Raw genomic sequence first — 20,339 nt, forward strand, 5'->3', positions numbered from 1 at the left:
ACGGCCCTCAACGCACCCGATCACGACTCTGTACCGTCAGGTCCAGCGCCTTCTGCATATCCAGCCGCGCCGAGCGACCCACGTCCTTGTCGCTCATCCTGTAGTTGCGCTCCGATGGCAGGATCGGCGCGGTCAGGTCTTCGGCGTCCATCGGTTCGAAGTCGTAGTCACCGCCGATGGTCATGGCGCTGCGCCGTAGCAGCATGCGCACCTGTTCCGGCTGCAGGCGCGGATTGATCGACAGCATGGCGGCGACCACACCGGTCACCAGGGGCGTGGCGTAGGAGGTGCCGCAATGCACGTCGCCGGTCGCATCGACCTCACGGGTTGAAGCGCGGGCACAGGCGGCGGCGGTGATGTCGACGCGCATGTCGACGTTCGACGAGTTGCGTTTGACCGCGTAGTTCGGGTCGTCGATCTCGACCTCCTTTTCCTTGTTGCGCTGATGCCCGCCGACCACCAGCAATTGCTCGGTGATGAAGGAGGAGGGCAGGCGGTACTCGTCCTGGCCGGAGTAGGAGGAACCGTTGCCGGCGGAGTTGATCACCAGCACGTCCGGGTGTTCCTCGCGCAGCCAGAGGAAGAACTCCTCCAGCAACTCCTCATAGCCACTCATGGCGATGCCCGAGCGCACCAGCGAATCGATTTCGTCGCCTTCGACGTTGCGCGTACCAACACGGTGGATGCCCCAGCTCCAGTTGAGGACGCGTACGCCATCTTCCACCAGGTTCACCGATGCGGCGATGTTGGCGGTGATGCCGGCGTCCGAGTTGCGCTCGACGATGACTTCGAAGCCCTGGCTGGCCTTGTCCAGCCCGCGCAGGAAGCCGGTGTTGCCGCCCTTGTCCCAGTGCGCGGCGAGAATCCCGGCCACGGTGCTGCCGTGGTTGTCCGGCTCGTCGGCATCACGCGCATAGACGCAGGTGCGCGGTTTGCCATCGGGGCAGGCGCCGAGGTAATCGGCGAAGTCGGGCGAATCGAAATCGACATTGCGCTCGATCACGCCGACGCGGATCGGTTCGGCCTCTATGGGCGTCTCGCCCGCCGGGATGCGTCGCTGATAATAGTTCACCGCATCCATGAAGCGGTTCGCCGCCCACTCTTCGGAGTTCTTTTCCGGTTTGCGTGCCGGCTGGCGCGCAGCTTCGCGCTCTTCGCCACGCTCCGGCGCGCTTTCTTCCACCACCACGGCATCGACGCTGGTTTCGTTGCCGATGCGCAGCACCAGCGCATCGCGCTCGGTCAGGTTTTTCACCGGCAGGCGCAACTGGTAGACGTTCAGCGGTGGGATGGCGCCGACCACCTTGGCGTCGTATTTCTTCGCCAGACGCCTGGCCTCGTCAAGGCCGTCGTGGCTTTCCTCGATCAGCAGGCTGACCAGGTCGACATAGGTGGTCAGGCCATCCATGTTCTTCGCCACTTCATCCGGGCCGGCAGCGAGCACATGGCTGCGATGCAGCGACAACCACACCGAATTGCTGGCGCGCGAGTCGTCCTCCAGCCACAGCGGTGCGCTGCGATGTTCGTTGCTGTTCAACTGTAGGCGCAGGCCATCGCCAGTACGCTTGACCGCCGAAGCGGGCAGGGTGTCGTCGCCGAGGTGCAGCCTGGGCAGCTTCGCGCCAAGGCCACGCACCTGCATGCACCATTCCTGCTTTTCACTGGCGAGCAAGTCGCCGCAGCGCTGCAGGCTCTGGATGCGCAACGGCTCCTGCGCCTCGGCAACGGGGCTGAGCAGGGCCAAGACGAAAGCGGAGAGAAGGGCGCGGTTGGGCAGCATGGGGCAGGGTTTCCGTGACGATTGTCCTGCTTTTCCGACTGCCTTCGCCGCGCTTTGTTCAGGTTGGGAGAAAGTGGCTGGTTCGCTCAGGCTACTGGAATCGCCGGGTCGGCGGCTGCCAGGGCGACGGCGCGATCAGCGACCGGCGGGTAGATCCACAGGCTGTTGATCTGTTGTTTCAGCGTCTTGGCTTCGCTGCCGATCAGTTTTACCTGGCGATCCCAGCCTTCGCTGTACACCGCACCCCAGGCGCCGAGATCAAGGCAGGTCACGTACTTGGGCTGGCTGTAGTGCGTCGCCGCTACCCCGATCAGTTCGGCTGCAGCGTTGTTGCCGGCGTGGCGACCCAAGGCGATGGCGTGCTGGCAGGACATCACGCTGAAGTTGCCGACATCGTCCGTTGCGGCGCGGGCGGTATCGCCTGCTGCAAAGATTGCCGGTTGACCCTGAACCTTGAGCTGGCTGTCGACCTGCAGTCGGCCTTGATGATCGCGTGGAGCATTGATCTGCTCGGTCAGCGCGCTGGCGCGAAAACCCACGGTCCAGATCACGGAATGGGAGGCGATACGCTGGCCGTCATCGAGGGTCACGCCATCGGCATCGACCGCCACCACCATGCGTCCCAGGCACCATTCGATTCCCAGTTCCCGCGACGCCTCGCTGATCGCCGGACGAATGCCATCACCCAGCGCGGCGGCAATCTCTTCGCCACGATCGACCACTACCACGCGAATGGCGGCGTCATCGCCGAGCAGGGCGCGCAAGCGTGCCGGCATTTCCGTCGCGGTCTCGATGCCAGTAAAGCCGCCGCCGGCGACCACCACGGTATTGCGTGCGGTGCTTGGCGGACGCTCTGCCAGGCTCGCTAGGTGCTGCTCCAGGCGCACCGCCTGCTCGATTTCATCGACATCGAACAAATGCGCCTCCATGCCCTCCAGCGCTGGGCGCATCAGGCGGCTACCCGAGGCCAGCACCAAGCGGTCGTAGCTCAGGCTCCCCGGCTTGCCGGCGGCGTCGCGATAGCTGACCTGCTGACGCGGTGCATCGATACCCTCGGCCGTGCCCTGGACGAATTCCACACCCACGGCTGCCAGCAGCTCGGTGAGAGGCGCTTTCATGCTTTGCACATTCGGCTCGTAGAAGCGCGGTCGAATGCGCAGCTCCGGCTGAGGGGCGAGCATGGTTACGCCGATATCCGTTCGTCCGTGTTGATCGAGCAGGCGCATGGCACTGAGGGCGCTCCATACCCCGGCAAAACCACCACCGACAATCAGAATGCGTTGTTTCATCTGGTACTCCTGGCTTTGGCTCGTTTCGTTTGACGGAGCCATGCTAGGAGAGGAGCATTTCGGCAGATACGACATATACCCCAGAAATCATGCCAACTCGCCCACGTACCGTTCTGTTTCTCGCCTACCCGCAAGTCGGTCTGCTCGATCTTACCGGCGCGCAGACGGTGTTCTGGGCGGCCACCAAGGCCATGCACGAACGCGGTTTGCCAGGTTACGAGCGCCTCACTGTCAGCCTTGCGGGCGGTTTGGTGGGCACTGCCGAAGGCCTGGTGGTGGATACCCAGCCGCTGGCAGAGGTACAGCTGGCGCAGGTCGATACGCTGATCGTGCCTGGCGCGCCGGAAATCGAGCGTGCGGTGGCCGAATCGGCCGAACTGATCGCCTGGATCGCCAGCAACGCACGCCGAGTGCGGCGCACGGCCTCCGTATGCAGTGGCACCTTTCTGCTGGCTCATGCGGGTTTGCTCGAGGGCAAGCGCGCGGCGACGCATTGGGCGATGTGCGACATGCTCAAGGCGCGTTTCCCGGCCATCGAAGTGGACAACAACGCCATCTTCATCGAGCAGGGCACAGTGTGGACCTCTGCGGGGTCAGTGCCGGTATCGACCTCGCCTTGGCACTGGTCGAGGCCGATTGCGGGCGAGAGGTGGCCATGCAGGTGGCGCGTGAGCTGGTGGTCTTTCTCAAGCGTCCTGGCGGGCAGGCGCAGTTCAGCGAGCTGTTGCAGGCACAGGCCAAGGACACCTCGACCTTCGATGAGCTGCACCGCTGGTTGGGCGATCACCTGAGCAGCCCGGAGCTGAATGTCGAGATCATGGCCGAGCGCTGCCACATGAGCCCGCGGCATTTCTCCCGCCTGTACAAACAGAAGACCGGGCGCACGCCGGCCAAGGCAGTGGAAATTTTCCGCCTCGAAGCCGCGCGCCGGTTGCTGGAGGACTCCACCCGCAATATCGATGTTATCGCCAGGCAATGTGGGTTCGGTGACGAGGAGCGAATGCGTGCGACATTCCAACGTCATTTAGCGATTTCGCCGCGGGATTATCGAAGACGCTTCTCGCGCTGAAGGCTCTGCGCCGCAGGTGGATGGCATCGGCTCGGCAGAATCTGGTTATAGTATTACGTTCTCTTCAAGCCCCATTCGAAGCCCTCCATGTCCTCCAATCGTCTGCTCTCGATCGACGCCCTGCGCGGTTTGGTCATCCTCTTCATGTTGCTCGATCACGTTCGCGAAACCTTCTACCTGCACCAGCAGGTCGGCGACCCGATGGACGTGACCGCTACTGATCCTGCGCTGTTCTTCAGCCGTACCCTGGCGCATCTGTGCGCGCCGGTGTTCATCCTGCTCACCGGGCTCTCGGCGTTTCTCTATGGCGAGAAACAGATGAGCCGGGCGGCGACCAGCGCCTTCCTGTTCAAGCGCGGGCTGTTTCTGGTGGTGCTGGAGTTCACCCTGGTCAACTTCGCCTGGACCTTCCATTTCCCGCCCACGGTGATCTACCTGCAGGTGATCTGGGCCATCGGCCTGAGCATGCTGGCGCTCTCCGTGCTGCTGTGGCTGCCGCGAACGCTGCTGGCTGTGCTGGGTCTGGCGCTGGTGGCGGGGCACAACCTGCTCGATGGGCTGCACTTCGACGCGGAGTCGGCGATGCACATTCCGTGGGCGATCCTGCATGACCGCGGCTGGATCGAGTTTTCCGACATGCTGCGCCTGCGCACGTCGTACCCGGTGCTGCCGTGGATCGGGGTGATTGCCCTGGGCTATGTGATCGGCCCGTGGTTCCGCTGGTCCAGCGCGCCCGAGCAGCGTCTGCAATGGTTGCGTCGTGCAGGTTTCGGCGCGCTGGCGCTGTTCGTGATGCTGCGCCTGCTCAACGGCTATGGCGAGAAACCCTGGGCCGTGGAAGAAACCGCACTGCAAACGTTGATGGGCCTGTTCAACATCACCAAATACCCGCCGTCGCTGCTGTTCCTGGCGCTGACGCTGGGCGTCGGCCTGTTGCTGCTGGCCTACTTCGAGCGCCGCAATGACGGGCGCATGGTGCGCACGCTGGCCGTGTTCGGCAGCGCGCCGATGTTCTTCTACCTGTTGCACCTGTACGTACTGAAGCTGCTCTACATCGCCGCCTTCGCCATCTGGGGCGCGAACCAGGGGCACTACTTCGGCTTCGATTCGATGGGTTGGATCTGGATAGCGAGCTTGGGACTGGCGCTGCTGCTGTTTGCGCCCACGCAATGGTTCGCCCGGCTCAAGGCGCGGCGCCGCGACATTCGCTGGTTGAAGTACCTCTAGGAACCTCTGTCGTAGGGTGCGCCGCGCGCACCAACGGGCACATCGGAAATTCCGGTGCGCACGGCGCACCCTACGTTCGCTCGGCATTGGCACGGAGCCCACTTGCGGGCGATGGCTGACTGATGCGATCGCCGGCAAGCCGGCTCCTACAGGTCGAGTTGTGGAGTCTTTCCGAGTGGCTCCGGCGTTACAGCTTCATGTTCACTGACAGGTAGGCCGAGCGACCTGGAGCAGGGGAGAACATCGGCTGGTCATCGCCGCCCCAGAAGAAGTTGTCGAACCATACGTACTCGTAGTCGCGGTCGGTCAGGTTCTTCATCTGCAGGTCAAGGCTGGTGGTGGCCGATACCTGATAGCGCACGTTGGCATCGAGCACCGCGAAGCCGCCGTACTTGCCTTGCTGGTTCAGCTCGTCGATGTAGTAGTCGCCCTGGGCGCGGGCCGACAGGCCGAAGCGCCAGGCGTCGTTGAACTGGTAGTCGACCCCGGCATTGCTGATGTAGCGCGGCGTGGAGAACACCTCCTTGCCGGACAGCGACTGCCCGCCAGCAGTGAACGCGCTGACCACCTTGGCTTCCTGGATGGCGTGCGAGCCCCACACCGTCCAGTGGTCGTTCAGCTGTGCGGTGAGCTGCATGTCGATGCCGCGACGCTTGGTTTCACCCAGGCCGACGGTGGTGCCGGTGCTGGGCATGTTGGCCACCTCGTCGGTGGCTTCCTGTTGCCACACGGCGATGCGCGCCTCCGAGCCGGCGAACGGCTTGAACTTCACCCCCACTTCCTTGCCGGTGTTGATCGACGGTTTGTACGAGGCCTGGCCGGCGGTCATGTAGGCCGGTGCGGTGGAGCCAGTGAGGATCTGGAAGGTACGCCCCCAGTTGGCGTAGACGTTGATGTCCGGGGTGATGCTGTACACCACGCTGAGTTTGGGCTGCTCGATCCAGCCGTAGTCCTGCAGCTCGGCCTTCTCGCCGTTCATCAGCTCGGTATTACCGGAGAACTTGTCGACGCGGTACGCCGGGATGATTTTCAGCTGCTCGATGGGCTGGATGATCGCCTGGGCATAGGCGCCGGTGTTGTACAGCGTGTAGCTGTCGTCGTTTTGCGTGCGTGCCGGCGGCGCGTCGAAATCGGTGGGGATGCCGAAGTTGTAGCGGTAGCGGCGGTATTCGTTGTTCTGCTGCTCGTAGTTGATGCCGCCGTCGAGGGTCAGCATCTCGTGGGCGCGCCAGGTCAGGTTGCTCAGCACGCCGGTCTGGCGCTCTTCCCATTGGCGGCGTTGACGCGGGGCATTGCCGACCGGGTAGCTGGTGAAAGTCACGGTACGGTCATCGTCGTAGCTGTTGTAGTACAGCTTGTTGCTCAGGCTCAGGTCGTCGCTGAGCTGGAAGTCGGCATGCGCGCTGAGGTGCTTCATGTCGCGGTCGTCGCCGTCGTTGGCGTTCTTCTCCGGCGACTGCGAGCGGCTCGCGGCCAGCTCCTGTGCGGTGAGAAAACCCGGCTCTTCGGCCTGGTGGTGGTAGAGGCGGGCGATTACGCCGAGCTTCATGGTCTGCTCGTCATCGGTGACGAACCATTTGCCGCCCAGGGAGTATTTGTTGGAGTTGCTGTGGTCGCGGAAACCGTCGGAATCCTGCTTGGCCAGAAAGTAGTTCTGCGCGAAGTTGCCTTCCTCGTGGCCTACGGCCAGCTGGAATTCGCGGGTGTTGAAGCTGCCGTAGGTCAGGCGGCCGTCGGTGTAGTTGCCGCCCTGACGGGTGGCGAAATTGATGTTGCCGCCGATATTGTGCAGGCCGTAGCGCGGGTCATTGGTGCCGCGCACCACCTCGATGTAGTCGATATCCAGCGGGAAGATCATGTCGATGAAGCGCTGGTTGCCGCTGTTGACGTTGCTCGGCACGCCGTCGATCAACGTCTTGATGCCATTGATGTAGCCCTCGCCATTGAACGCGCGGAAGGTCACCTTGCCGGATTCGGCACCCATGCGCGTCTCGGTCAGCTGGATGCCGGGCATCTGGCCCACCAGCTCCCAGCTGTTCATCACGTTCTTATCCTCGATCTTGTCGCTGCCCATGATGTCGACCGAGCTCAGGATGCTGTCGGTGCGCAGCGTGCCGCTGGCCTCGGGGGTGACGTAGACCGAACCGAGCGAAACGGTGGAGTTGCCGGAGGAGGCGGCGTGAATCTGAGGCGTGACCAGGGCGGTCATGACGGCGAGGGAGGCCGAAGTGGCTTTCATGGGTATTCCTAGCGTTGCGTTTTCTAAGTGAGGGAGGGTGTTGCGTTGGTTTGCCGCGCGAGCTGGCGAGTCTCCTGGCGGCAGCGGGTTGTCCGGTCGGCCGGAACATATCGACGAATCATCTCCAATTCAGATGTTATATCATAACAATTCTGATGCGCTCGACCAGTTCGAAATCAAGCCACGGGTGCCGCAAAGGCTCTGGCTAGAGGCGTCTGAGGTTGAGCTGTCGGCGCAACGGCCGATACACAGTGGCCTGATCTGCACGAACGATTAGACGCCGGCCAGCTAATGGCGTATCAATATCAGGCGTCTTCCGCGTTTCTATCCAAACAGAATCACTATGCAGCCCCTGTGTTCGGTCAATGCGCCCAGCAGTGCCAATGATGAGCGGCTCGATGGCTTAGTGCGCCTGCTTGGCCGGTATTTCGACTCGGCCGCCGTGCTGGTTACTGGCGCCGGCTCTGCGCGCCGTATCTTGGCCAGCCCTGGTCTGAGCGATGTGGCGAAGATCATCGGCATCAGCGAAACCACGCCCACCACGCTCGTCTGGCCACTGCAGGCGCAAGCAGGTGCCCGGCTCGGCACGCTGTACCTGCATTTCGACCGGCCACGTACGCTCGATGCCAGGCAACAGGAGGCTCTGCAGGACTTCGCCACCCTGACCCTCGATCTACTGGCACGCGAGGCCGACGAAGCCCGGCAGCGTCATGAGATCGCCGCCCTGCGCGATAGTGAACGACGCATGGCACTGGCCATCGCTGGTAGTGGTACCGGCATCTGGGACCGCGACATCAGCAGCGGCGAGATTTACTACTCCAGCAGTTGGAAGGCGTTGCTCGGCTATGCCGACCATGAAATCGGCAATCGCATCGAAGAGAGCTATACCCGCGTACATCCAGCCGACCTCGACTACGTGCGCGCGACCATCCAGGCACACCTGGATCAGCGTACCGATGCCTATGAGGTGGAGCACCGTCTGCGTTGCCGTGACGGCCAGTACAAATGGGTGTGCAGCCGCGGCAAGGTGGTCGAGCGCGACAAGCATGGCAAACCGCTGCGAATGATCGGCACCACCACCGACATCACCGCCATGCGCCGCCTGTCCGAGCAGGTACAGCAGTCCGCTACCCTGATGACCGACCTGACCAATGAAATTCCCGGCATGGTCTTCCAGTTCCGCCGGCAGAGCGATGGCAAGTACGCCGTTACCTACGCCAGCGCCGGCGCGCAAGCCATCTGCGGCCTCAGCGCCATGCAACTGATGCAGGACGCTGAGGCGCTGACCGCCATCGTTCACCCGGATGACCGCGCGGCTTTCATCGACTCCTTCCAGCTATCGGCCGAGCAACTCACGCCTTGGCATCTGGAGTTCCGCGTGCAGGTGCCGGGGCGTGAAGTCGCCTGGTGCCAGGGTGAAGCCTGCCCGCGTCGCGAAGCAGACGGTAGCGTGATCTGGCATGGCTTCATGACTGACGTGACTGAACGCAAGCAGATCGAGGCCGAGCTGCAGGCCTTTGCCACCACCGACTTCCTCACCCAGCTCGCCAACCGCAGGCACTTCATGTGTCAGCTCGAGGCAGAACTGGCGCGCCTGCAACGCAGCCCTGAACAGAGTGCGGCGATCCTGATGTTCGACCTGGACTACTTCAAGACCATCAACGACCGTTGGGGCCACGATGTCGGCGACCAGGCGCTGCGCCATTTCGCGGGAATTCTAAGCAGCCAGCTGCGCAAGGCCGACACAGCCGGGCGACTGGGTGGCGAAGAGTTCGCCGTGGTGCTCAGCGATGCGAGTCTGGACAAGGCCATGCACTTCGCCACGCGCATCCAGAGCGAACTGGCCAGGGCGCCGATCCTGCATGCCGGGGAGCCGATCTTCCTCGCCGTCAGCGTCGGCATCTCATCGCTCAACGCCAGCGATGCCAGCGTCGAGGCCGCCCTGTCGCGCAGCGATATCGCCCTTTACTGCGCCAAGCGCGGCGGGCGAAATCGCATCGAGTATCACTGACGGCAGGCTGACTCAGGCCGCCAGCAACGCCTGGCTGATGGCCTCGTTGAACGCAGGAATATCGTCGGGGTTGCGCGAGGTGATCAGCGTCCAGTTCTGCCCTGGGCAAACTTGCACCTCGGCGTCTACCCAGCTCGTACCGGCGTTGGCCAGATCCAGGCGCACGCTGGCATACGACGTCAGCACCTTGCCCGGCACCACGCCAGCATCGATCAGCAGCCAGGGGCCATGGCAGATCGCCGCGACCGTCTTGCCGGCGTCACGAAACTCCCGCACCAGGCGCTGCGCGTCCTCATCCTGGCGCATGTTGTCGGCGTTCACCGTACCGCCGGGGATCACCAGCAGATCGTAGTCCGCCGCGCCCACTCCCTTGAGCTGGGTGTCGGATTGCACGCTGACGTCCTTCTTGCTGTCCTTCAGCCAGGTTTCGGCCTCGCCGCCCTTGACGCTGGCGTGGGTGACGCTGGCGCCCTGATCCTTCAACGCCTGCATCGGCTTGAGCAGCTCGTCGCGCTCGATGCCCGTGTTGGCAGTGATGAACAGCACCTTCTTGCCTTGCAGATTCGAACTCATGATCGATACCTCCGCTGATGCGCCGCACGGGGCGCAGTGAATGGTCGCGTTGGCGAACGCGGCATGTATCAGGATTGAAAGGTGTAAGAAGCAGAAGTTCGACTTGATTGGCGGGCGATGGCTCCTATCAGGCCCATCTCGGCCGGCTCACAGATTCGCTGAGGGCAACTGCAACCAGACCGAGAACACGCCCAGTACACTCCAGAAAACGATGAACAGCCAGGGCGAGCGCAGAAAGAACAACAATGATTTGTAGGTACTCTCCCGGCTGGCCTCCTTCTCGCTGAACAGTGGTGAGTCGTCATAGGCATGGCCGAACTCGGGATCGCTGCGCAGCAGCTGCTCCTGCTTGTAGTGCCAGTGCTCGATGATCGTCGCGGAGGCCCTGATCCCCGGCCAGGCGTGTAGTGAACTGATGATGCCCAGCAGCGTGAACAGCGCCGGAACCACCAGAGTGAATAGTGCCCCCCAGTTCTCGTTCAGGTTGGCCATGGACGATGCATAGGCGATCACCAGAAATGACTGCGCCGTCAGATACGAGTTGGTGCGCCCGGCCAGCAGGCTGGTTTCGTACTGAATTTCCCGCCGATAGAAATCGAGCCGCTCCTTCGGCGTACCGAATATCAGCAACTCCGCCTGTTTTTCACGCAGTGGGTCATGGATGTCGGAGGTAATGATTCGCGAGGTTTTCATCGGTGTTGCTCGGCTATCGGTCTGGAGAGATGCTGGCGGGGAATGAGGATTTAGACTGCGTGCGTCTCAGTCATTCAGAGTTTTTGTCGAGACGATGCCAGCCGCCGGTTGAGCCAGGCACAGGCGATCGGAACCAAGGCGAGTAGCGGTTATCTGCTTGCTCAGGCATGACGATTTGGCTGGGGGCGACCTTCCAGCTCGCTGAAGAGCCAGTCCTGGAAACTCCGGATCTTGGGGAGCTCCGCCCGTGAGCGCAGCAGGTTGAAGGTGTAGCCCTGCACCTTGGGCCCTGCCAGGCCAAGCGGTGCCACCAGTTGCCCACTGGCCAGTTCGCGTTGCGCGAGCAGCAGGCTTTCGAGGCAAATCCCCAAGCCATCCACGGCTGCACTGATGGCCATGAACGAGCGATCGAAGCGTGGCCCACGCGATATATCCAGCGGCACTTTGCGGTGCTGGCGCATCCAGTCGCGCCAACTGACCAGGCACACCTCGCTGTGAATCAAGGTGTGATGACACAGATCCTCAGGTGCTCGGATTGCGTGTTCCCCATGCGCAAGCGATGGCGCACAGAGCGGCACGATGGTTTCTGCAGGGAAAGGCAGCACCATGGTGCCGGCGGGCTGCAGCCGTTTCATGCCATAGCGGATATCGATGTCCACGCCCTGGGTCAGCAGGTCGGCAGGTGCCGGGTAAGACGAGTTCAGCCGCACGTCGATGTCCGGCTCCAAAGCGCTGAACCTTGCCAGTCGGGGCATCAGCCACTGCGTGGCGAAACTGGGTGTCGAGTGCACGGTGAGGATGTCGCTTTTGGCGGTGCGCCCCAGCTCGCGGGTCGCCATATCGATTCTGGCAAATGCCGCCGAAACCTCTTCGGCATACACACGGCCGGCATCGGTCAGCACCACCGCGCGATGCACGCGATGGAACAAGCGAACACCAAATTGCTCCTCCAGCAGCTTTATCTGATGGCTGACCGCTGAAGGGGTGACGAAGAGCTCCTCCGCTGCAAACGCAAAGGAAGACAGGCGTGCGGCTGCCTCGAAGGCCTGAATTGCCTTAAAAGAAACGCGGTTTTGCATGGTGTTTTCACATTAGTTCAGTTCACCTATCTGCCTTAACTATTCGTTTGAGCTCAAAAAATCAAGGGAATAGGCTTTGTCTCACTCGCCAAACGTGCTGATTCAGCGCCCTGGCAGGCCTGGAGATTCTCTCTCCAATCGAGACATATGAGGCTCCGGCAGCATCCCGTGTCGGGCCATAGCAAGGAGAACTGCGTGCAGAACAATAATTCTTCCGTCCACGCCAAGGTTGCCGAAGGCGCCTACCGTATCCGCCGCTTTGCGCTGCAGATGGGCGAGGTGCAAGGGCAGGGCTATGTCGGTCAGGCACTGGGTTACGCCGACGTGCTGGCGACCGCCTACTGCCACGCGCTGAACGTGCGCCCCGAGGACCCAACCTGGGAAGGTCGTGACCGCTTCCTGCTGTCCCACGGCCACTACGCCATCGCGTTCTACGCGGCGCTGATCGAGGCGAAGATCATTCCCGAGGACGAACTGGAGACATACGGCAGCGATGACAGCCGCCTGCCCATGTCCGGCATGGCGACCTATACCCCAGGCATGGAAATGTCAGGCGGCTCGCTCGGCCAGGGCCTGCCTATTGCCGTGGGCATGGCGCTCGGCCTGCGCCTGAAGGGTAACCCGGCTTTCGTCTACAACTCGATGTCCGATGGCGAACTGGACGAAGGCTCGACCTGGGAAGCGGCGATGAGCGCAGCTCACCATGGCCTGGGCAACCTGATCTGCCTGGTGGACATCAACAACCAGCAAGCCGATGGCCCTTCGACCAAGGTGCTGGGCTTCGAGCCGCTCGCTGACAAGTGGGCAGCGTTCGGCTGGCATGTTCAGCGTGTCGACGGCAACGACCTCGCCGCGGTCATCAAGGCCTTCGACACTGCGCGCAACCTCACCGAAGCCAAGCCGCGCGTGATCCTCTGCGACACCCTGATGGGCAAGGGCGTGCCATTCCTCGAAGCCCGCGAGAAGAACCACTTCATCCGTGTCGACCAGGCCGAGTGGCAGCAGGCCCTCGATATTCTCGACCAAGCCCAGGGAGACGCCCGATGAGCACCACCGCCAAGAAGCCACGCCTGACCACCTCGGCGATGATCGCCTCGATTGCCTCCGAAGGGCAGCGCGTACAGTCCGCCCCATTCGGCAAGGCCCTGGTCGAACTGGCCGCCAACCGCCCGGAGATCGTCGGCCTGACCGCGGACCTGGCGAAGTACACCGACCTGCACCTGTTCGGGCAGGCCTACCCGGATCGCTTCTTCCAGATGGGCATGGCCGAACAACTGCTGATGGCGGCGGCCGGCGGCATGGCCAAGGAAGGTTTCGTACCGTTCGCCACCACCTACGCGGTATTCGCTACTCGACGTGCCTTCGACTTCGTGCATCAGGTGATCGCCGAGGAAAACCTCAACGTCAAACTTTGCTGCGCCTTGCCTGGACTGACCACCGGTTATGGTCCCAGCCATCAGGCCACCGAGGACATCGCGCTGATGCGTGGTATTCCGGGCATGACCATCGTCGATCCCTGCGATGCCCTCGACACCGAACAGGCCGTGTCGCAGATCGCCGACCACAAAGGCCCGGTGTACATGCGCCTGCTACGTGGCAACGTGCCGCTGGTGCTCGACGAGTATGGCTACAGCTTCGAACTGGGCAAGGCCAAGATGCTGCGAGACGGCCGTGATGTGCTGGTGATCTCGTCCGGCATCCTGACCATGCGCGCCCTGGAAGTGGCCAAGGCATTGGAAGCGGACAAGGTCGACGTCGGCGTGCTGCACGTACCGACCATCAAGCCGCTCGATGTGGCGACCATCCTGCGTGAAGCAGGCCGCGCCGGACGCCTGGTCGTGGTCGCGGAAAACCACAGCTCGGTCGGCGGGCTCGGCGAAGCCGTCGCCACGGCGCTGCTGACTGCCGGGGTTACTCCGCAATTTCGGCAGATTGCGCTGCCCGATGCCTTCCTCGATGCCGGTGCGCTGCCGACCCTGCATGACCGTTACGGCATTTCCACCGAGGCGATGTCGGCCACCATCAAGGGTTGGCTCGGCTGAACGCCGCGCGATCTCGACCCTGTATTCACGTGCCGGCTCACGGCGCAACTGCAAGGAATCCATACATGAATAACGCTCTTCTTCTCGACGGCAAGGTTGCCATGATTTCGGGTGCGGCCTCGGCGCGGGGCATCGGTCTGGCTACCGCTCGCCTGTTCGCCAGCCACGGCGCCAAGGTGGCGATTCTCGACCTGGACGAAGGTGCAGCCGTCGAAGCTGCCGCCGCCATCGGCCCCGAACACCGTGGTTATGCCTGCAACGTGGCGGACAAGGACGCGTGCCTCAAGGCCACCGAGCGCGCCATCGCCGACTTCGGTCGCATCGATGTGCTGATCAATAACGCTGGCATCACCCAGCCGGTGAAGACCCTGGAGATCGACCCGGCGAGCTGGGATCGTATCCTCGACGTCAACCTGCGTGGCGTGCTGTACCTGTCTCAGGCCGTCATTCCGCACATGCAGGCGCAGGGCAGTGGTTCGATCGCGTGCATGTCTTCGGTATCGGCCCAGCGCGGTGGCGGTATCCTCGGCGGCCCGCATTACTCTGCGGCCAAGGCCGGTGTACTGGGCCTGGCCAAGGCCATGGCGCGCGAGTTCGGCCCGAGCAATATCCGCGTCAACTGCGTGACCCCTGGGTTGATCCAGACCGACATCAGCTCCGGCAAACTCAGTGACCAGCAGAAGGCCGAGATTGCCGCCAGCATCCCGCTCAATCGCCTGGGTAATGCCGAAGAGGTGGCCGGTGCCTACCTGTTCCTGGCCTCGAATCTGTCGGCGTACATCACCGGTGCGGTGATCGACGTCAACGGTGGCATGCTCATCCACGGTTGAGCAGCACCGGGTTGGCCACGTGCGGGCGCTGCCATAAGGTCCGCACGGACGACCTGCAACAAGCAAGACATGCAGACAATATCAATAAAAAAAGCAAGGTGAAGCTCATGAAAAAGACACTGATCGCACTCACCGCGACCTTGGCATTGGCTACTGCCTCCACCAGTTGGGCGCAACAGGTACTGCGTCTTTCCCACAACGCCGCGCCGGGCAACCCGAAAGCGGTGGCATCCCAGAAATTTGCCGAGTTGGTCGAGCAGAAGACCGAAGGTCGAGTCAAGGTCGAGGTGGGCGGCAGCGCGCAGTTCGGCGATGACGTCGAGTCGTTGACCAACATGCGTCTGGGCTCATTGGCTTTCAGCACCAACTCCCAGGGCAGCACTGCTGGCGTGGTGCCGGAATTCAACCTGGTCGGCCTGCCTTTCCTGTTTCGCGATCTTGAACATGCCTACAAGGTGGTCGATGGCCCGGTCGGTGCCAAGCTCGACGAGGCTGCCAACAAGAAAGGATTGGTGGTACTGGCGCTGTGGGACAACGGCATTCGCCATACCAGCAACAACAAGCGCCCGATCGTAAAACCCGAAGACCTGCAGGGCATCAAGGTGCGTACACCGCCGGATGCCATGACCCTCGACATCTTCAAGGCACTGGGCGCCAACCCAGGCCCGCTGGCCTTCTCCGAGCTGTACATCGCCCTGCAACAGGGGGTATTCGATGGCCAGGAGAACCCGCTGATGAACATCTATTCCTCCAAGCTCTTCGAGGTGCAGAAGTACATTTCGCTGACTGGGCACAAGTACGAGACCACACCGCTGCTGGCCAGCAAGATGATCTGGGCCGGTCTGTCCGAGGCCGATCAGGCGGCGATCAAGGCAGCTGCAGTAGAAGCAGGCAAGCTCAACCGCGAGATGTCACTGGCGGCCGATACAGAGCTGCGCACCAAACTCACCGAAGCCGGAGTCGAGATCAACGAAATCGACCAGGCCGCATTCGCTGCCAAGACCAAGCCGGTCTACGACAAGTGGTCGAAGCAGTACCCTGAGCTGGTGGAGCTGATCGTCTCGGAAGCAGGTAAGCAATGATGGCCGTCCAAACCTCCAGCTACGACTCGTTGCAGTCCGGCGCTCTGGCGCAGATGGTGAGGTGGGTGGACAACGCGATAGTGGCGCTCAGCGTGGTCGCCGTGATCACGGCACTGGTGGCCATGTTCGTATCGTTGATGGCCGAGGTGGTGGTGCGCTACCTGACCAATCAGGGTATGGGCTGGCCCACCGAGATGCCCAATATCCTGTTCCCCTGGCTGGTGATGGGCGGCATCGTGCTGGCTGCCCAACGCGGTCAGCACATCGCCGTCACCGCCATCCAGGGCTGGATTGGTCGAGGTGGTAATCGGGTGTTGTTGATCGGCCATCAGGCGTTGATCAGCGCCACTTTTTTCTACCTGGCCTGGGTGGGGCTCGATGTGATCGAGATCACTGGTGGTGAGATCTATCCGGTCACCGGCATCTCGGCCAAGTGGGCGTATCTGGCCATGATCGCTGGCTTCGTCGGCCTTGCCTTCACCGCACTCACCACGCTCGTACACCTGCTGTATGCCGGTGATCCCCTCGCTGTTCGCGCACATCAAATCGAGGACGACGTATGACGCTCATGATGCTTCTGGTCTTCGCCGTGCTGTTGGCGCTGGCGTTGCCGGTCGGCTACGCGTTGCTGATCAGCTCGGGTATTGCCGCTGTCACCGTCGGCGGCATCCCCAGCGTGGCGGCGATCGTGAAGATCTTTCAGCCCACGCAGAGTTTCCCGCTGCTGGCGATTCCGTTCTTCATGCTCTCGGGCAGCCTGATGATGGGCGGCACGCTGGGCAAGCGCCTGATCGATTTCGCCACCATGCTGGTCGGTCGCTTCCATGGCGGGCTTGGGCAAGTCACGGTGGTCGGCTCGACCGTATTCGGCGGGGTGTCCGGCTCGGCTGTGGCAGAGGCGTCGGCGCTGGGTTCGATGTTGATCCCCTGGCAGAAGCGCGAGGGCTATCCGGGTGCCTTTGCCGCTGCGGCAACCGCGTCGTCGGCAACCATCGCCGGGCTGATTCCGCCGTCGATTCCGCTGATTCTCTACGCCGCCGTGTCCAACCAGTCGATTGCCGCGCTGTTTCTCGCCGGCCTGGTGCCGGGGTTACTGCTGTGCGTCGGCTTCATGCTGACCTGCTACCTGTCAGGCCGTCTGCGTGGTTTCAAGCGGTTAGCCAGTGAGGTCACCTTGAAAGGTGTGCTGCGCGTGACCGTTGCGGCAGCGCCGGCACTGGCTATGCCAGCCTTCATCGTGATCCTGCTGCGCGCTGGCATCGCCACACCGACCGAGGTCAGCGTACTGGCGGTGTTCTACGGTTTGATGGTGAGCATGCTGGTCTATCGCGACCTGACCCTGCGCCGCCTCTACGACGCACTGGTACACACCGCGATCACCACTGGTGTGGTGATGCTGGTGATCGCCGCCTCGAACCTTGTGGGGTATGTGCTGACCGTCGAGTCGGTGCCGACCGCCGTGGCCGAGTGGACCGTACGAACCCTGAGTTCGCCGTGGATGGTCATTCTAATGCTCAACCTGATCATGGTGATGGTGGGCATGTTCCTCGATCTGCCGGCGGCGATCCTGCTGCTGGGGCCAACCTTCGTAGCCATCGGCAACGCCATCGGTCTCGACCTGACCCAGCTCGGCATCATGATGGTGGTCAACCTGAGCATCGGCCTGTTTACCCCGCCAGTGGGCACCACGCTGTTCATCGCCTCGGCGATCTCGCGCGAGAAGGTCGGGGCCGTGGTTCGCGAGCTTTGGCCGTTCTACCTGGTGGCGATCATCGTGCTCGGCCTGGTCTCCTTCGTGCCGGCTTTCACCCTCTATTGATGCGCCCCCGGTTCATGCCGGGGGCGCTCTGCAAGGAATTTCCATGACTACGATTGCATTTGCCGGGCTTGGCTCGATGGGGCTGCCCATGGCCAAGAACCTGCTCGCCGCCGGCCACGTTGTGCGCGGTATCGACCTCAACCCTGTGGCGCTCGCCACGCTTGCCGAGGCTGGCGGGCAGCCGGCCGACGCCGCCTCTGCCGCCAGCGGTGCCGATGTGCTGATCCTGATGGTGGTCAACGCCGCCCAGGCCGAGCAGGTGCTGTTCAACGACGGTGCGCTGGATGCACTGGCCGCGAATGGCATCGTCTGCCTGATGGCGACCTGTCCACCGGCTGCGGTCGAGCGTATGGCCGAGCGGGTGAGGGCAGCGGGGCGCCGCTTCGTTGATGCCCCGGTCTCCGGCGGCACCGCAGGCGCCATCGCCGGCTCGCTGACCATCATGGCGGCCTGTGAGCGCGCCACTTTCGAATCGGTGCAGCCGGTGTTCCAAGGCATCGGCCAGCGCATCTTCCACGTCGGCGAGCGAGCCGGGCAGGGCGCTATGGTCAAGGCCGTCAACCAGTTGCTGTGCGGCGTCCATATCGCCGTGGTCGCCGAAGCCTTTGCGCTCGCGGCCAAGGTCGGTGTCGATCTGCCGGTGCTGCTGGAAATCATGGGCGGTTCGGCAGCGTCGAGCTGGATGCTCAAGGATCGCGGCCCTCGCATGCTGCAGGCCGAACCCGTGGTCAGCAGCGCGGTGGACATCTTCGTCAAGGACCTGGGCATCGTCCTCGAAGCCGGGCGCGACGCGCAGGCCGCGCTGCCGATTGCTTCCGTGGCACACCAACTGTTCCTGGCCACCTCCGGGCGTGGTGAGGGGCGGGCTGACGACAGCCAGGTCATTCGCAGTTACTACGCCCTCAACGGCACGCCCACGCAGGGCTGAGTCGCCCAGCACCACCCACTCGCCAGCGGCTAAGGTTGCCCCATGCTCGTGCAGATCGTGAGTATCGTATTCCCTGTGTTCACGGTCATCGCGATTGGCTACCTGTATGGTCGCAAGCATCGTCCCGACATGCTCGCGACCAACCAGGTCAACATGGGCATCTTCGTGCCCGCGTTGATTTTCTCCGCGTTGGCGGGCAAGAGCGTCGATCTGGCCGAGGTGCAGATGATCGCTCTCGGTGGTCTGATCATCGTGCTGGGTTCCGGGTTACTCGGTTGGCCCATTGCCCGCAGGTTGGGCTATGCACCGAAAACCCTACTGCCACCGATGATGTTCAAGAACGCCGGCAACATGGGATTGCCGCTGCTGCTGTTTGCCTTTGGCGAGCAGGTGCTGCCGGCGGCGGTGGTGCTGTTTCTGGTGGAAAACGTCCTGCATTTCGCCGTCGCCACCTGGTGGCTTGGGCGCAACGCCAGGGTATGGGGGTTGCTCCGCGAACCGGTGATCATCGCCGGAGTTGCTGGCGTGCTGGTGAGTATGTCGGGCATCGCCTTGTGGTCGCCATTTCTCTCCGCGATCAAGATCATTGCCGACGTATCCACGGGCCTGATGCTGTTCTCACTTGGCGTACGCCTGAACACTGCGCCCTTCGCGCAATGGCGCATCGGCACGGTCGGCGCCGTGGCTACACCGCTGACCGGCATGCTGATCGCCTACCTGTTCTGCCTGGCCTTCGGCCTGTCGGATCGCGAGACCGACATCCTGCTGATCTTCGGTGCGCTACCGCCTGCGGTGCTCAACTTCATGTTCGCCGAACGCTACGCCCAGGAGCCGGAGAAGGTCGCGTCGATCGTGATTCTGGGCAATCTGGTTGCTCTGTTTTCCATCTCGTTGGCGTTGGCGTTGCGGCTGGCGTAGAGGCTTGAGCGTATGTACCGGGACAAACCATTGAGATTTGTCTACCCCCAATGGTTATGCCCAGGGCTGGATGGCCACTTCTGTGGGTTTTATGGGGGGGCGGCAGTGGGTAATGGATAGATCACTTCGTGGCTATCCAGATTGCGAATTTCCGATTTGATCGTAATGGTCGAGACCTCACGTCCCGGCGGCCCACTGATATCGTCGCGAGTAGAAAAGTCCACCACGTAGCGCTGCCCCGCGCGGAACTCGATGTCCTGCGCACCGAAGCCGCACTTCGCTCCGCCCGTACCCAGTGCATTCATGGATACCCAGCACCAGCTCAGAGAGTGTTTGCCTGGCGTCAGCCGTAGAGCCTGCTTGCCGGAAACATCGAGGATTGAGTGGCGCCCGGCGTCCGGCAGTTGCTGGCCATCTACATGCGTGGCCAGCAGCAGACGGTGAAAAGGCACGCCCAGCGCGCGGTATCGCGTGGTTGCGAAGTACACAACGGGTGCGTCGGGCGTGTTGTTGGACGGGTCATCAGGCGTCATCGACTCCGGCGCCCAGTTCCCCTGGTAATCCTTGTCCTGATAGTTGGAGCAGGCCGTCATCAGACCGCTATCAGCAGGACGCCAGGCGGTTTGAAATGGGATAGAAATGAGGAACGCGCATTGTTGTTCGTGCTTCCTTGCTGAATTGGGCCGCGGCGGATAACGGGTCTAAAGAGGGTCCGTAAATTATCGGTATGACCACTCCGGCAGACTCGCTGACAGTTCGC

Annotated in this window: 17 protein-coding genes and 1 pseudogene; 11 read left to right on the forward strand and 7 right to left on the reverse strand. The window is 62.6% G+C overall.

Annotation, left to right across the window (positions count from 1 at the left end):
• Positions 1-7: 7 nt before the first annotated feature.
• Positions 8-1,780 carry a S8/S53 family peptidase gene (locus JWV26_RS18910; RefSeq protein WP_206417559.1) on the reverse strand — a complete coding sequence of 591 codons (1,773 nt, stop codon included), beginning with the start codon at positions 1,778-1,780 and terminating at the stop codon, positions 8-10.
• A gap of 86 nt (positions 1,781-1,866) precedes the next feature.
• On the reverse strand, positions 1,867-3,069 hold the full coding sequence (locus JWV26_RS18915) for an NAD(P)/FAD-dependent oxidoreductase (protein ID WP_206417560.1): 1,203 nt from the start codon (positions 3,067-3,069) through the stop codon (positions 1,867-1,869).
• Between the two features lie 89 nt (positions 3,070-3,158).
• On the opposite strand from JWV26_RS18915, the pseudogene JWV26_RS18920 reads away from it, so the two are divergent.
• Both JWV26_RS18920 and JWV26_RS18925 read left to right on the forward strand, forming a co-directional pair.
• Positions 3,159-4,138 (forward strand): annotated as a pseudogene (locus JWV26_RS18920) (GlxA family transcriptional regulator).
• A gap of 87 nt (positions 4,139-4,225) precedes the next feature.
• Complete coding sequence (locus tag JWV26_RS18925) at positions 4,226-5,365, forward strand: acetyltransferase domain-containing protein (RefSeq protein ID WP_206417561.1); 1,140 nt, start codon at positions 4,226-4,228, stop codon at positions 5,363-5,365.
• 187 nt (positions 5,366-5,552) lie between these two features.
• Here the strand turns inward: JWV26_RS18925 and JWV26_RS18930 are convergent, their stop codons facing one another.
• Complete coding sequence (locus JWV26_RS18930) at positions 5,553-7,604, reverse strand: TonB-dependent receptor (RefSeq protein ID WP_206417562.1); 2,052 nt, start codon at positions 7,602-7,604, stop codon at positions 5,553-5,555.
• 343 nt (positions 7,605-7,947) lie between these two features.
• On the opposite strand from JWV26_RS18930, the gene JWV26_RS18935 reads away from it, so the two are divergent.
• Complete coding sequence (locus JWV26_RS18935) at positions 7,948-9,615, forward strand: sensor domain-containing diguanylate cyclase (protein ID WP_206417563.1); 1,668 nt, start codon at positions 7,948-7,950, stop codon at positions 9,613-9,615.
• A gap of 12 nt (positions 9,616-9,627) precedes the next feature.
• On the opposite strand, the gene JWV26_RS18940 is transcribed toward JWV26_RS18935, so the two are convergent.
• From JWV26_RS18940 to gcvA, 3 genes are all read right to left on the reverse strand, one after another.
• Positions 9,628-10,188, reverse strand: a complete 561-nt coding sequence (locus tag JWV26_RS18940) for a type 1 glutamine amidotransferase domain-containing protein (protein ID WP_206417564.1) — start codon at positions 10,186-10,188, stop codon at positions 9,628-9,630.
• 147 nt (positions 10,189-10,335) lie between these two features.
• Positions 10,336-10,881, reverse strand: coding sequence for a hypothetical protein (locus JWV26_RS18945; protein ID WP_196456117.1), 546 nt, complete (start codon positions 10,879-10,881; stop codon positions 10,336-10,338).
• Positions 10,882-11,042: 161 nt separating this feature from the next.
• Entirely contained in the window at positions 11,043-11,960 is a 918-nt protein-coding gene (gene gcvA / locus JWV26_RS18950) for a transcriptional regulator GcvA (protein WP_196456119.1), read from the reverse strand.
• Between the two features lie 195 nt (positions 11,961-12,155).
• On the opposite strand from gcvA, the gene JWV26_RS18955 reads away from it, so the two are divergent.
• The 8 genes from JWV26_RS18955 to JWV26_RS18990 all read left to right on the forward strand — a co-directional run bounded on the left by JWV26_RS18955 (position 12,156) and on the right by JWV26_RS18990 (position 19,579).
• Positions 12,156-13,007: a transketolase gene (locus JWV26_RS18955; RefSeq protein WP_196456121.1), complete on the forward strand. Its 852-nt coding sequence runs from the start codon at positions 12,156-12,158 to the stop codon at positions 13,005-13,007.
• Positions 13,004-14,002: a transketolase family protein gene (locus JWV26_RS18960; RefSeq protein ID WP_206417565.1), complete on the forward strand. Its 999-nt coding sequence runs from the start codon at positions 13,004-13,006 to the stop codon at positions 14,000-14,002. The genes JWV26_RS18955 and JWV26_RS18960 overlap by 4 nt, the downstream gene beginning before the upstream one ends.
• A gap of 65 nt (positions 14,003-14,067) precedes the next feature.
• A complete protein-coding gene (locus tag JWV26_RS18965; protein WP_196456125.1) occupies positions 14,068-14,832 on the forward strand; it encodes an SDR family NAD(P)-dependent oxidoreductase in 765 nt (254 codons plus the stop codon).
• A gap of 107 nt (positions 14,833-14,939) precedes the next feature.
• Positions 14,940-15,914 (forward strand): TRAP transporter substrate-binding protein, encoded by a 975-nt coding sequence (locus tag JWV26_RS18970; protein WP_206417566.1) that lies wholly within the window; start codon positions 14,940-14,942, stop codon positions 15,912-15,914.
• Positions 15,911-16,477: a TRAP transporter small permease gene (locus tag JWV26_RS18975; protein WP_206417567.1), complete on the forward strand. Its 567-nt coding sequence runs from the start codon at positions 15,911-15,913 to the stop codon at positions 16,475-16,477. The genes JWV26_RS18970 and JWV26_RS18975 overlap by 4 nt, the downstream gene beginning before the upstream one ends.
• A complete protein-coding gene (locus tag JWV26_RS18980) occupies positions 16,474-17,733 on the forward strand; it encodes a TRAP transporter large permease (RefSeq protein WP_206417568.1) in 1,260 nt (419 codons plus the stop codon). Before JWV26_RS18975 ends, JWV26_RS18980 begins: the two co-directional genes overlap by 4 nt.
• 43 nt (positions 17,734-17,776) lie before the next feature.
• Positions 17,777-18,661, forward strand: coding sequence for an NAD(P)-dependent oxidoreductase (locus JWV26_RS18985; RefSeq protein WP_206417569.1), 885 nt, complete (start codon positions 17,777-17,779; stop codon positions 18,659-18,661).
• A gap of 42 nt (positions 18,662-18,703) precedes the next feature.
• A complete protein-coding gene (locus tag JWV26_RS18990) occupies positions 18,704-19,579 on the forward strand; it encodes an AEC family transporter (protein ID WP_206417570.1) in 876 nt (291 codons plus the stop codon).
• Positions 19,580-19,668: 89 nt separating this feature from the next.
• Here the strand turns inward: JWV26_RS18990 and JWV26_RS18995 are convergent, their stop codons facing one another.
• Complete coding sequence (locus JWV26_RS18995) at positions 19,669-20,172, reverse strand: hypothetical protein (protein WP_230875146.1); 504 nt, start codon at positions 20,170-20,172, stop codon at positions 19,669-19,671.
• Between the last annotated feature and the right edge of the window lie 167 nt (positions 20,173-20,339).

Source organism: Ectopseudomonas toyotomiensis, from assembly GCF_017167985.1.
GTDB lineage: Bacteria > Pseudomonadota > Gammaproteobacteria > Pseudomonadales > Pseudomonadaceae > Aquipseudomonas > Aquipseudomonas toyotomiensis.